Annotated in this window: 10 protein-coding genes; 2 read left to right on the top strand and 8 right to left on the bottom strand. The window is 35.9% G+C overall.

All coding sequences use genetic code 11. The features are described 5' to 3' along the window. Positions 1 to 89: 89 nt before the first annotated feature. Positions 90 to 1,547 carry an outer membrane protein assembly factor BamB family protein gene (locus ACTHRG_RS05075; protein ID WP_440230699.1) on the bottom strand — a complete coding sequence of 486 codons (1,458 nt, stop codon included), beginning with the start codon at positions 1,545 to 1,547 and terminating at the stop codon, positions 90 to 92. 260 nt (positions 1,548 to 1,807) lie between these two features. Here ACTHRG_RS05075 and ACTHRG_RS05070 point away from each other — a divergent pair, with 260 nt between their 5' ends. Then, positions 1,808 to 2,737 (top strand): hypothetical protein, encoded by a 930-nt coding sequence (locus tag ACTHRG_RS05070; protein ID WP_440230697.1) that lies wholly within the window; start codon positions 1,808 to 1,810, stop codon positions 2,735 to 2,737. Positions 2,738 to 2,803: 66 nt separating this feature from the next. On the opposite strand, the gene ACTHRG_RS05065 is transcribed toward ACTHRG_RS05070, so the two are convergent. From ACTHRG_RS05065 to ACTHRG_RS05040, 6 genes are all read right to left on the bottom strand, one after another. Further along, entirely contained in the window at positions 2,804 to 4,225 is a 1,422-nt protein-coding gene (locus ACTHRG_RS05065; RefSeq protein ID WP_440230696.1) for a S1C family serine protease, read from the bottom strand. Positions 4,226 to 4,681: 456 nt separating this feature from the next. After that, positions 4,682 to 6,646 (bottom strand): hypothetical protein, encoded by a 1,965-nt coding sequence (locus ACTHRG_RS05060; RefSeq protein WP_440230695.1) that lies wholly within the window; start codon positions 6,644 to 6,646, stop codon positions 4,682 to 4,684. Between the two features lie 228 nt (positions 6,647 to 6,874). Continuing rightward, positions 6,875 to 7,714: a tyrosine-type recombinase/integrase gene (locus tag ACTHRG_RS05055; RefSeq protein WP_440230694.1), complete on the bottom strand. Its 840-nt coding sequence runs from the start codon at positions 7,712 to 7,714 to the stop codon at positions 6,875 to 6,877. 15 nt (positions 7,715 to 7,729) lie between these two features. Further along, positions 7,730 to 9,262, bottom strand: a complete 1,533-nt coding sequence (locus tag ACTHRG_RS05050) for a tyrosine-type recombinase/integrase (protein WP_440230693.1) — start codon at positions 9,260 to 9,262, stop codon at positions 7,730 to 7,732. A 20-nt stretch (positions 9,263 to 9,282) separates the two neighbouring features. After that, positions 9,283 to 10,122, bottom strand: coding sequence for a site-specific tyrosine recombinase/integron integrase (gene xerA / locus ACTHRG_RS05045; protein ID WP_440230692.1), 840 nt, complete (start codon positions 10,120 to 10,122; stop codon positions 9,283 to 9,285). After that, positions 10,119 to 11,012, bottom strand: coding sequence for a tyrosine-type recombinase/integrase (locus ACTHRG_RS05040; RefSeq protein ID WP_440230691.1), 894 nt, complete (start codon positions 11,010 to 11,012; stop codon positions 10,119 to 10,121). The genes xerA and ACTHRG_RS05040 overlap by 4 nt, the downstream gene beginning before the upstream one ends. A gap of 227 nt (positions 11,013 to 11,239) precedes the next feature. Between ACTHRG_RS05040 and ACTHRG_RS05035 the strand changes: the two genes are divergently transcribed. After that, positions 11,240 to 12,340: a hypothetical protein gene (locus ACTHRG_RS05035; RefSeq protein WP_440230690.1), complete on the top strand. Its 1,101-nt coding sequence runs from the start codon at positions 11,240 to 11,242 to the stop codon at positions 12,338 to 12,340. 734 nt (positions 12,341 to 13,074) lie between these two features. Here the strand turns inward: ACTHRG_RS05035 and ACTHRG_RS05030 are convergent. Continuing rightward, the gene (locus ACTHRG_RS05030; protein WP_440230689.1) at positions 13,075 to 13,812 is read right to left on the bottom strand and encodes a hypothetical protein; all 738 of its coding nucleotides are present in this window, start codon (positions 13,810 to 13,812) and stop codon (positions 13,075 to 13,077) included. Positions 13,813 to 14,165 lie beyond the last annotated feature (353 nt).

Below are 14,165 nucleotides of genomic sequence, written 5' to 3'. Positions count from 1 at the left end.
TTGCTTTTAAAAAAGACAGCTGATGCATTAAGAAAAGCCCCGCAGGAGATCCGCGGAGCTAGTATTAAACTAAGTACTTTTCAGACTATTTATTTAATAGAACAATTTGCTTGGGCAAGCTTAGTCTTCGAAGGTGTTTCGTATTTGATTTTCACATCCCGGTCAACATAATACCCGCCGCCCACACTCAATTTTCCTGGTTTAAAGGCATATATTCGATACTCTTCACCCTTTTTCAGTGTCCGGGCAGGAACTTTTTTATCTCCTTCAAGTTTATACAATGCAGTGTCCTGCATGATGGTCAGTCTTCCAATCTGGCCCTTCTTCAGCTCTGCACCATTCCACCAGACTTTTCCGCCTTTAAAATTTGCACAGGCATCAGGTTTTGCCGGTGCTGGCTGCTGCGTATTACCGGCCAAGTAAATCTTTCCATCTTCAGTGGCTATTACCGGCTGGTTCTTTGAAGAGATAGAGAGAGAAGAAATAGATTGATCAAACTGAATACGTGCTTCTGATTTCCCTGTTTTCATGTTAACAACTTCAAGGAAACTTGGCTGCAAATAGTTCTTTATCGCGTATACCAACGTTGACTTTGTAAAATATAATTTCTTATTATAGGAATCACCGCGGTCCCAAATGTCATCCTCTGAAAGATTCCTGCTCCATAATACTTGTCCATTTGGATTCAAGGAAGTCAGAGAGAAACCAGTATAGTAAATATTCCCATCCGGACCCAACTCAAAGCTTCCATTGGAGAAATCATCCGCAAAAGTGTGGCGCCACTTCAAGCCCCCATCAGTACCCATTGCTAAAATGTGATTCTCTCCATCCTCATAAAGCAATGCGTAAATCATTCCATTCGCTCCAAAATGGACAATATCATAAAGAGAATATTCTTCTTCTATTGATTTACTCCATTTAAGGACCCCGCTTCCATTGAGGAAGAATAAATTTAGACCATCAGAGACCAGGACAGAACCATCTGCTCCAGCTGCTACAGGAACTTCCATTGGTCCGCTGACAGCGAATTTCCACTTCAATGAACCATCCGGCTTTACTGCATACACGAATCCTCCCTCATACAGTCCCATTTGATTGCTATCACCAAAATATATGATTCCATCCGGACCAACAACCGGCTGTGTAGGTTCGCTCACTTCATTAGCATATGTCCACTTTAATTTCCCTTCTTTTGAAAAAGCATGTATCCCTTCAGAAGAGCTAACATACAAGGTTCCATCAAGTCCTGTTACTGGACGGTATGCCATTAAGTGCATTGAATCCGGAGCTGTATAGCTCCAAAGTTTCTTTCCGCTTTCAGAAATTGCTGTTATTTCTCCATTTTCTGCACCTGAAGACTTTACACTATAAATTGTGCCGTCCGGTCCTTGAACCGTTGCAGAACCACACCACTCTCCCTTGCAGCTCCCTTCATAGAAAAGACTTTTGCTCATATTGGCAGCAGAAGCAGTTTGACCATAGTTTAAAACTGAACATATTAAGATAAATAATAATGCTAGTAACCTGACAGATTGAGACATTCTCATCCTGATATTCCTCCTATTTCCAATTTAGGTTTAGAATAACAGACGAATAAGGCTGAATCAATAAAAATAATACTTTTGAACTGGATCTATATAACTATTTATTTTACAAATTGAGGAACTGCTAATGGTTATAAATTTTTATTAACCAAGCTGTTCTGCTCCAGTGTTTTTACAAATTTAACTAATTGCCCTAAAATATTTATGGTAAAATTTACTCAGTTCATAAATTTTATTTTTACATAACGAAGGAGTGAAGAACTATGAAGAAATTTGGAACGCTCTTAGTATCATTAATCGTATTTTTAAGTCTATTTTCTTCTGCAAGCGCTGCAGACAACTGCCAAAACTACAAAAGCGGAAGTAAGGTCTGGTGGGATGGCGCTGAATTAAAACCTGGCCAGATTGGCCGCTTAACGATTAAAAAAGACACACCTTTATTCAAGCTTAATGGTGAAAAAAGGACACTTTCCCGCACTTTAAAAGCGGGTGAATTTTACCGGATTTATGCGTTTAAGCCCGGTTTATTAAGTGTAGGCGGCGGTTATTTTGTTGAACGCGACAGCCGTGTTACGTATCAGACTCCTTCCAAAACAAAACTGGAACAGGTAAAACAGATTCAGGTATGTACCATTGCCAATAAGAGCAGAGCCACCTTTACTCTCAAGGACTCAAATGGCACTGCCTATAAGGTATATGCTGTCGGATCCAACGAGCAAAAAGCTTACGGTTCTTTTTCTTCCTCAGCAACCTGGAATATGGTATGGGCTGGGATCTCAGAAGGTGATGTGCTGTATAAGGGAAATTACAGACTCTATTTACAGAAACTAAATTCGCCTTTAATCACTGATACTGGTATTCAAATAAAGGACTATGTGTATAACGCATCCAGAAAGATGATGTACCAAGTTCCTACTTATTATATAGGCCAGCCTGACCTCTTAGCGATTGCCAATACAGAAAGCTCAAACTTTGAATCAGCTGATCTTTACTACGTAAATAACGGCCAGCTCTTCAGAGTCAAACGTTCCGGCTGGGCAGCTATCGGCTATACAACACGCCCATCCACGGTAGACAAGCTTACTTACCAGACAAAAGACTACAATAATGCTGACGGGGTTTGGACGCTTAATACTTGGATGCTGAATCCTAATAGTGCTGAAATAACTTTGATTGATTCTCAGGATTATTGAGTAATAAGAAAACAAGGCAGTTATTCTTCGAATAGCTGCCTTGTTTTATGTGTGACAAGAATAGTATTATTGACGAATAGAAATACGAAGCCCGCCATAGCTATCATAATCAAAAGTAATCTGAACGATAAGCATAGTGTCATGGTCAACTGCATTCCAATAAGCACTTAGCACATAACCCTCCTCATCATCCATCCAATCGGTATCCAAATGTTCTGGTTCACCATAATATGGGGTGATCTTCTGATAAATGGTTATGAAATAGTCTTCCAGTAAGGATAGATCACCAACATTTTCCGCTTTATTATGATAAACATTTACTGCTGTTAAAATATTATTATCAAACTCATAAATAACATTTGCAGGATAATCCAATACACTTACATTTTGAAAAATTAATTTATCAGACTCCTCCTCCAAAAGCATTCCAGAGGATTGCTGTTTAACCTGCTGTTTCGTCATTCCAAGAGATATACCACCTAACAGTGAAATCGAAATCTTAGGGAATGAAGCTTTAATGCTGCCATGATTAAGCTTTGCATACCGATTTACCAGGGAAACAAACTCTTCTGACGCAACAGCAAAGTTAAGATTGGCATCTCCTATTCCGCTGGTCGTAATTCCAATTAACTGACCGCTCGTACTAAATAATCCGCCACCTGAGCTGCCAAAAGTAATTTCTGCATTTGTTTGGATATGAGATACACCGTTAAAGGATCTAAAAGAACTAATAATTCCTTCAGAGACAGTATTCTGCAGCCCTTCTGGACTTCCTATCGCTACTACTTTTTCACCTTTAGACAGACCTTGTGATGATGAACGGATAGAGACACTTGATTTATTAAAAGTTTTCACAGTTTTAATAAGGGCAATATCTTTATTTGTATCAGATTCAACAATACCTTGCACCTCAAATTGCTGCCCATTATTAAATGTAACTATTGCTTGTGAAGCTCCCTCTATCACATGGTGATTGGTTAGAATTAATCCATTTCCTACAACAATGCCACTGCCCTGACTTTTATTGGTTTCAATCAGAACAACTTTATCATCATTTTGATCAACGATTTCTTTTGTGGTATAAACTTTTGCTGAGGAATTCTGTGAAGGATAGGTACCATTTATACAAGCAACTGCTGCTAACTTATTTTTACTTGGTGTTGAGTATGATACCTTATCATCACGGTCTACAAAATATCCTCCTCCCACGCTGAGCATACCCGGTTTAAATGCATAGATCCGATAAAATTCTCCCTTTTTCAGGGTACGTGTAAAGACCTTTTTCTCTCCCTGCAGTTTAAACAGGGAAGTATCTTTTAAAATGGTGAGCCGCCCTATTTGACCTGACTTCAGCTCTATGCCATCCCACCATATTTTCTTAATACCTTTAAATTGTTCGCAAAAACTATTGTCCTCCGCATTTGAAGACGGTGTAAACATTCCGAAAATCACCATGAGAACTAAGAGCATTGCTAAAAATTTTTTCAATATTTTCATCCCCTTCTAAAATATAAATCTATTATAATGGGTATTACTTACAATATATACAATAAATAGAAATATACCTATTAATTCTTGATCCAAAGGGAAAGGCATCTCGTCCCAGCATTAATAATCCATATTCAGCTGTCTTTTCAATCCTCACCCTGACAGGCTATTAAAATCCTACTGGGTTTTGCATAGAATGCGCCTCAATGATAATTGAAAGAAAATGAAACTTGAGAACCGTCCACGTGATTTACCTTTGAATCCTGAAAAAAAGAAAAGCCCTGCAGAGATTTTTCTCCACAGAACTTTCTTTAGCGAGACAAGGTACCATGGTCCCTTTCCCTCCAAATGTGGTGTCCTTTCGATACTTCTTTAAAAGCATAAAAAAAGAAAAGCTTTGCAAGATACTTCTCTCTTACAAAGCTTTTCATATAGACTTTCTATTAATTATAGAAATTATTGAGCAGTAACACTGAAGCTAGCTACTTTGTTATTTCCACTCTTATCAGCTAGGTCAATCTTAGCTAAATCAGTGTTTGTAGCAATAGTTACATTGCTTGCAGCTGTAGATACGCTAGTGAAGTCTAGAGTTACAACATTATCAGTAGCAGTATCAGTTGAAGTTGCAGAAGCAACTGTGTAAGGAATTACAGTGGAACCTGTTTTAATTACAAAATCATCAGTGAAGTCAGGAGATCCAGCAGCAGATGTTGTATCAACAGCTTCTGAGAATGTTAGCTTCAATCCTGTAGCTAAACCATTTGCATCTTTTACATATTCAACTTTAGATACAGTTGGAGCAACATTGTCCTTAAGCGTGATAACTTGATCAACTGCTTTAGCTTCTGTAGCAGAAGTAGAAAGAACATTACCTGTTGCATAATCTTTTACTGCACTTGCATTTAGAGTAATTTTTGCAGATAGATCTTCTATTCCAACTGGGTAAGAAGCTGGTAACTCAATCTTCACAGTATCTTTAACTGAAGTTGTAAAGTAAGCAACAGAACCAGCTGGTAATGCAGCTCCATTTAATGAGTAAGAAGATGTAGAAGCAGCTGAATCGCTAACCTTTGCACCATAGTTTACAGTAATAACGTTCTTACCGTTCTCATAAGTTGCAGCTGTACCAAAAATACCACCTGTTACTACTTTCGTAGCAGAAGCAGAAGATACAGTGGCACTTAATGTTGTAGCTTCGTTTACATTATTGCCGCTATCTTTTACTAATCCTTTATCAAGAACTAGGCTGTAAGTACCATCAGTTAGACCTGCAGCATCAGTAATTGTAATAACAAGGTTCTTACCACTAACTGTAGGAGTTGCAGCAATTTTAACTGTTCCGCTAACAACTGTTAATTTAGAAGCATCAGCTAAAGTTAAAGTTGAATCAAAAGGAACTGTGATTGTTTTTGCAACTTTATCAGTAGTGATTAACTTAGATGAAACTACTACAGGAGCAGTTAGGTCTTTAGATAAAGTAACTGAACCATTATATTCTTTACCAATTACAGTAGCATTTTTATATCCAGATAGGGAAACAGATAATGCAACTGAGTTTTCATTAGTAGCGTATAATGGGTTTGCTGTTGCAGCTTGTGTTGGTACTTCTACTTTTACATATTTTGAAGGTGCACCTGCTACAGTAGGGTTACCATCAGCATCAACATAAGAAACAGTCAAATCAGTTGAAGTACATGTATAGTTACCTTTTTTAACTGTGAAGTTAGTATTAGCAATCGTATCAACAGAACGATTTAAAGTTACGATAAATGAAGTTGAATCTTCAGCTTTGATTGAAGCAACTTCTGGTGTTGCAACATTTGAAGCATAGTTTACAGTCGTAGTAGATAGAGCTTCTTTGTTACCTGCAAAGTCTGCATAATTTAAAACTTGAACAGTATTAGCACCAGTTTTTAATGCTGGTACTGTAAATGTATAAGTGTAATCGCCTGCTTTAGTGCTGTTAGCTCCAGCTACTAAAGAGCCACCATTTACAGAAACACCACCAGAGTTAGTAGTCCAGTCAACTTGCTCATCAAATGTTAACTCAACTGTTGTGCTATCTTTAGCTACTGCTGATAATAATTTTGGAGTAGCAGAATCAGAGTTTTTCACAGCAGTTATTTCAAATTTAGCGAACTTATCGTATCCGCTTGTTAAAATATCGCCGTCTGCAATTTTCACATCAACACCAGCAGTTGGAACTGCAGAAGTTAATAATAATACAGCCGACTTTCCGTCTTCAGAAACTAGGACGTCAGTTACACTGTTAGCAGTTACTGTACCAGTAGCTGTAACAGCGAAATCAGTAGTTGCAACGCTAGCTTTTGATACAGCTTTGTTGAACTTAACAACTAATTCTTTAGCGTTAATCGCACTTTCACTTCGAAAATGAAGCCAATAAAAAAAGCCTCCTCCCATTAATATCAAGGGATCATGGCGATTATTTCGAAAAACTAATATTCAGGTTTATGTCGGTTATGCGGATTATTACTTCTTGTTTTTGCTTTAATATAATCCATTGCTCTCGTCCCCCAAAATATTGATTGGGTCACTTTTCTTTTTCCATCTATACTTAGAAATAAGAAAACAAAAGAGTTGTTTTAGAACAAACTATTATTTTTTTAATGTACCCTACTTTAGGCAATTTTACATATATTGATCATAAATTACCTTACGAGCTTGTCCGTATAAACGCGCATAATAACGGGTCTGTTGTGGGTCTTCATGCCCCAAAAGAACTTGGATACATTCCAATGGCATTCCTCTTTGAGCTAATTGAGCTGCAAAAGTGTGCCTCAACGTATGAGGTGTTATTCTAAATCCTAATTTTTTGGAATAATCACGAAACCTATGTCCTACCACATTTGGGTGAATGGGCCGATCTTTTAATATTGGACTCAAAAAAACATATTGATTGTCATCCTTTCTGGATTCTAAATATACCTTCAAATGTTCTGAACAATCCCTAGTAAAAAGTACAATTCGGCCTGCCTTCCATTTCCCTCTTGGGATGCGAATAATTCGTTCAATCCAATTGATGTCTTCTTTTTTCATGGCACTCAATTCACTTATTCTTACCCCCGTAGCATACAAAACCTCAAAAATAGCCCTTTCTTGCAAACGCCCATTCAAAAGGTGTCTTACCTGGTTTACTTGTTCCAGATTTAAATAATAAGGGAGTGTTTCACTTACACGAGGAAATGGAACTTTTTCTGCCGGATTCTTTAAGATAAATTCTTCCTCCAAACAGTAGTTAAAAAAGGATTTCACCCCCGTCACCTTTGCGTAAACTGACTTTGGTTTGTAACCATTTTCATTTAAATCAGACAGCCAGTAACAGATGTCCGATTTTGTAATAGAATTAATCGGTTTCCCTGTGTGCTTTAGCAACTGTTTCACTGCACACTGGTATATTTTCAATGTCTCTGGCGCAAGCCGAAGTTGATTATCTAGAATGAATTGTTTAATGGTTATCTCTGTGTCCAATTTTTTCTTCCCTCCTTATCCCATATACTTACGATATAGTGTTATGATTTTCTGTTCCGGTAGAGTAGCGTAGATTTGAGTGGTCTTAAGCTGCTTATGTCCTAATTCATCCCCTATAAATGATAGCTCTGCACCCTTTCTTAATAAATCAGTAGCAAAAGTATGTCGTAAACGGTGAGGGTGTAGAGTACCCGCTATTCCGGCTACTTTTCCAATCTTGGTTGTAATTCTGAACATCCAATCTGTTGTAAGACGTCTGGGTTTCCCTTTACTTGTAACAAATAGCGCTGGATCTTCATCTTTTCGGGATTTAAGGTAGCTTTCAAGTAGCACGGAGCACCTTACTGAGAAGTGAACCTGACGGATCTTTTGCCCTTTTCCTACAACTATTGCTGTTCGAGTTTCTAAATCTACGTCTGTTCGATTAAGATTATAAACTTCTCCTCTTCGACAACCAGAAGTAAGCAGAAATTCCACAAGTACACGGTCTCGGAGCATTTCCCTTTCACAATGATTGCGAACTTTCGTTACTTCTTCAATATTCAGATATTTAGGTACCGGCTTGGGAAGACGAGGGTACCATCCCTTTTTCATTGGCGATTTTTCTATATATTCTTCTTCCACACAAAATTTGTAAAAAGAATGAAGTACAATTAAATAATTCGTAACGGTCTGTTCTTTATATTTTTTTTGATTCTGGATAAGCCACTGCAGAATATCATCAGAAACGATCGATGAATACGATTTTTTCATTTCCCTAAAAAACGCCTGCAAATTATATCGATATCCACGTATAGTATATTTACTATACTTAGCAACATAAAGACTTAATAAAAACTCATTAATCCTTGCCTGGTTCTCTATATTTGGTAATAAAATATTCACTTCCCAATATTTATCTTCCTTTTCCCATTGGTACGGAATAGGATTTTTATCAACATACCCTTTCTCTACACAAAAATTGTAAAAGGAACGTAGAATGCATAGACGAATCCTGATAGTGGTTTCTTTCAATTCCTTTTGATAAGCATCAGCAATCCATTGCTTTGTATCATCTGGTGTAAGCGTCGAAAACGATTCTTCCCTTTCCATAAAAAACAACTGCAAATTATTCCGGTAACCTTTCATGGTTTTATCTGTATTTTTTGAGCAACATAAGAATTCATTAATCACTTTCTGATTCTCTTGGTTGGGCAACATGTACTTTAGCTTCCTGTAATTATCTCCTGTTTTTTGAAATGGTAATTTTTCCATATATCCTTTCTCTACACAAAACTTATAAAATGAACGAATAGCCATAAGTCTTTTTTGGACGGTTATGAATTTCCATTCTTTTTCCAGTTCCTCTTTCCATTGCAGGATATCATTTGAAGTAAGGGATAGAAAAGATACTTCCCTATTTATAAAAAACGCTACCAAACTTATTCTATAGGCTTTAATCACATACTTGCTTCTGTTTTTATTTTTTAGTGTTAACAAAAACTCGTTAACTACTTTCAGATTCTCAGCATTGGGTAATAACCCTTCTATCTCCCAATAATTCTCCACAATCCTTCCTCCTTCCTATGTTATTGATACTGGTCATACTTCTTCTTTCGCGCATGATTCATGAGACGAGTATAAATACGGGTACTATTGATATTGGAATGACCAAGTAATTCTTGAATATAACTAAAATTCATTCCTTTTTCTGCTAAATGTGCTGCAAACGTATGTCGCAGCGTGTGAGGAGTCACTCTAAATTCTAATGCCTTTGAATAATTTCTAAATAGCTGTTCCACTAAGTCACGACTTAAGGGGCTCCCTTTTTTATTTGGAAAAAGGTATGGGCTGCTGCTGTCAAGATGGTTCAAATACGTTTTCAATCGTTCAGCACAATCGTGACTAAATAGCACAAATCGTTCTTTATTGCCTTTTCCATTTCGAATCCATATTTGTCGGCTTTCCCACTTTATATCCTCCAACTTGATATTCAACAATTCGCTAATTCGGACACCTGTTGCATATAACGTTTCTACTATTGCTCTCTCCCTGTGATTCTCTTTCGTCAATTCTTGAAGTAAGACTAGTTGCTTTTTATCTAAATAGTAGGGAAGAGAATCCTCCTTCTGAGGGGTACGTACCATTTGCGTTGGATTTTTATTTAATAAGTTTTCTTCCATTAAGTATCGATAAAACGATTTTAATGCAGACAGCTTCATATGAATACTGCGTGGCTTTAACCCCTGTTCAGTCATCAAAGCCATCCAGTTCCTTATATCCTTCGCCTTCACTTCATCTACCTTTTTAGGGCAAAACGAAAAAAATTGTGAAAGAGCAATTTGGTAACCACGGATAGTTTCGGGACTAAAACGAGCTTGCTGATCATTAAAGAACGATTGCTGAGCTTCTAGATTCAAAGATTTCACCCCATAATATTTTGGTATTTTAATATCATTTCTTCTGTTGGTATGCGTGCATAAATTCGTGTCGTATTTAAATCCGAATGCCCCATTTCATCAGCAATAAACTGGAGATCTGCTCCCCTTGCCAACATCCTGGTAGCAAAGGTATGCCTGCAACAATGAGGATGAAAACTTTGATTAAGACCTGCTTTTATTCCTACTTTTTTCAGCACTTGCTGAATTCCACCTACTAAGAGTCGATGACTAAATTTGTTCATAAATAACGGCTCGTTAAAATTACCTGAACGGGTTCGCAAATAATCCTTTAATACCAGCGCACATTCTTCAGAAAAATGAATATGCCTTATTTTTTTTCCTTTCCCAATTACTTCAGCTGTTCGTTTTTCAAGATTGACATTTTCTATATTTAACTTGGACATTTCAGAAACTCGGCATCCTGACGAGAAAAGAAACAATATAATCGCCCGATCTCTAACGGGTAACTGTTCCGATATACGCTTCACACGTGCATATTCCATTTCGTCTAGGTATTTCGGCAAAGTTCTTGGTATTTGGATTCTCCAGCGTTTTTTTATCACTGCACTTTTCATGTACTCCTCTTCTAAGCAAAAGTTGAAAAAGGTTGAGAGAGTTGCTAGTACAAGGTCGATTGTCTTAGGCTTTTTCCCTATAGAAAATGCATCTAGCCATTTCCGAACATCTTCAGCTCTTAATTTCTCCAATTGAATTGGACACTCGCGCAAAAACTGTTCCAATATCCTTCGATATTTAATGATTGTTGCTACGGCTTTATTTTCTAGTTTTATACTTAACAAGTACTCATTTAATATTTGTTTATTTGATTCAGGAATATCATCATATGTGCATTGCCAGTATTTATTTGATGTTTTCATCCTATTTTCCCCCCTTTCTTTTATTAATAGTTGTTAGTATCATTGTTTACTATCTTCAAAGATTCTATACAATGCAAAAAAAGATGGGCTAGAAATATTTAATAGATATAAACGTTTGCTTCATGTAAATGAACTAGGCTTTTTATGAAACTTATTCAACAGTGTAAACGTAATAAAGTATACATTTAATATATTTTGAGAAGCAAAATTACTAGGGGCTGATGATTTTGAAAAATGAAGATTTGTTTAAAGAGTATCGTGAACAACATAAAAGGTTTCAGGAGATGGCCTATCCGAAAGAATTGAAAAATATAAGGAAACTGATGGGCTTAGAAGTATATGAAAACCTAAGGCCTTTGTCTGAGCTAACTAGGCATTCAAAAAAGTGGGAAGGCCTATCCCGAGTTACGAAATTCCATATTAATCAAAGAGTAGTTCTACCTCATAATCTTTCCAGAAGCATGCAGTTGGCAACCAGAAATTTTTCTAGTGTTTCATCGTATTATATAAAAAACCGTATGGGAGAGAATTTATCACTGGCTATTGATATGGCAAATAAAAATCAAGAAATACTTAAAGCGTTTAGTAAGATCGAGTCGATAAATTGGCAAAATAGAGCCTTATTTCCTCAAAGAGCTGAAATGAAAAGAATTTCTTCTTCCCTGGCATCCGTATGGGACGACTTTGAAATAAATGAAGTTGATCTGGATGGATTAGATGAAATAAAACTAGACCATGAAGAAGCGCCTTCAAAGGTAGATAATAGTCCGTCTTCCGGCCATGCTGATCTATCAGGAACACTGACGGTTACTCAGCCTAAGAAAAAATTAGTGGATATGACAGAAGATGAATTATCAGCTTTAGTCACTAAATCCATGACAAAGGTTGGTGTTTTTTCTCTTCCTGTCTTTATATACAATCTTTATTCTGAATACGTAAATGATGCAGCAAGAGCTATTATTGAAGTAATGTTTGTATTTTGCTTAACCTTTTTTACAGGTCAATACAACGAGGAAGTAAAAAGTGAAATCGCTGATAACATTCAAGAATCTATGGTTGTGAAAGACGTTAGGAAAGTAGTCACAAAATATGTAAAAGTAAATCCTACAGATCAAGTAGCTTTTTTACGAAAGGATTCTCACTTACGTAAAGGAACTTCAAAAACTTCGCCCATGGTCCCAGTTGATAAGATATCAAAGGTTACAGTTCTGACAATTTTAGAAAGACAAAATAATTGGGTGAAGGTTCAAGTGGATACGGGTGAAGCCTGTGGTGAAATCGGCTGGGTAGAGGAGTCAAAAGTAATCAAATTTAAAAAAGTTCAATAATTCTCGGGAATTATTCCTAGCCATGGTTATGAATAGTAAAGCTTAAAAGAACCGAGTTTTACTATCTGCAATAAGTGGATACTAGAAATATTTTGGGAATCGCTTAGATAAAAACTAAAGAAAAGTATATTGACCAACTATGCTGTATATTCAGGGAATCATACTGTACCGTTAGGCTTTAATTAACCCTTCGCTCTCAAATGATAAACGTAATCAACCAAAGGAATGCTTGGGAGAGGAATTTACTGCTTTTGTCATACCAGAAAAATGCGAGACCTTTGTAAAAGTATAAATATAAGTTGAATCAAACTTTTTGTAACTATTAAGTTTCCTAATCTTACTGAACTAGCTAACAGGAGGAAGAAAAAGTTAATACCAAAGATGGGAAAGGTATTCTAGGACTATTTATTTGCTAGTCAAAGTTATTCATGATCCCCTTCGAGTAATTTTACAACTCATATCTTTATTATTTTTTTACAAGAAAATAATAGCCATGTAGAGGTTTCTCTCCACATGGCTATTCTTCTTTCAATAGGGACGAGGAACCTGTCCCCTTGTCCACCTACGGCCTTCCCGTTTAGGTTTTATCACTTCGTAGGGTTTGATTCCTTATTTCACTTGAAAACTTGGCAAATAGTTTAGAAAAATAATTTTTGAAACCCTAGAAGCTTTTTCTGTTAATAAGAATTAAAACAGACTTTCTTTTAATTGATGACTGCACAAAAAACTGTTTCTTATTCGTCTCTATTCCTCACATATTTATACCATAAGCCACTCTCTTTATCGAAAATATAATATTTGTCTGTGTCATGAAAATTTGATGTTTTACTTAAAAGCATTATGTTATTTGTAATATTAAACAAGTGAAAAAGTTGTACATTTTCCATTTTTCCTGTTGGTATCAGAGTGAATTTATACTGGCTTTTAATAGGATTTTTAATAACCAATAGATATAAAAGTAAAAACGAGAATAAGGGGGTGCCAACTATCGCTATAAAGTCCTCAGTATTTATATTTGTTGTCTTAATTGATAAAATAATTAATAAATAAAATAAAAAGCTAGAAACTAAAAATGATGATGACAGAAGGTTTTCATGCTTTCGGGACAATATTTTTTTTGAAGTAACCCTATAAATCAAATAAATTGTGAGTATTAAATGAATTATTATTATTAAAAAAGCTAGATAAACGAATGCTCCATTATTTAACCCCAAAAGTATATACTTAGATAATAAAAACCCAAATAAAACAAAGTATATTTCAAAAATTAACATAAATGTAAAAAATGTTAGAAAATTCATTTTTATTCGATCTTGATTTGACATAAAATTCTTCTCAATATCACTTAAAAAAAAGACATGTGTCACTTTTTTAAGTATAGGGTAAAGAGGCGAGGCAAAGAGAAAAGTTATTAATACTTTCAACACCGCGTTGTTCTTTACAAATTCTAACACTGCAAAAAATTCTTCCAATTGACACAGCACTCCTTGTGTTAAGTAACGAAAATACTCTTACAAAATAACTGATTATTTCTTCCTTTTTCAAATGGGCTTCCTTTCAAGTCGTCAGTCCTAAATGATCCATTTTTTGTTAATAATTTATCAATTTCATCCGTACCCTTAGGAACGTCCAATTTTTCCCCTTTTGATGCTAAGTTAGTAAATAATTAGACTAACCTAATAGAAATTTACTTCTCCCCGTATTATCACTTTTCCATTAAGATACGGTAATACTAATCTAGAAACCCTTTAGTGGGAAAGAACAAGATTTTTCTCCTATACGATCCCCAAACCATTTTAAATTTCTTTTATTCGTGTGAAAAACT

The sequence above is a fragment of the Cytobacillus sp. SAFR-174 genome (assembly GCF_051964675.1).
Lineage (GTDB): Bacteria > Bacillota > Bacilli > Bacillales > Cytobacillaceae > Cytobacillus.
This window is presented reverse-complemented; position numbering and strand designations above follow the sequence as displayed.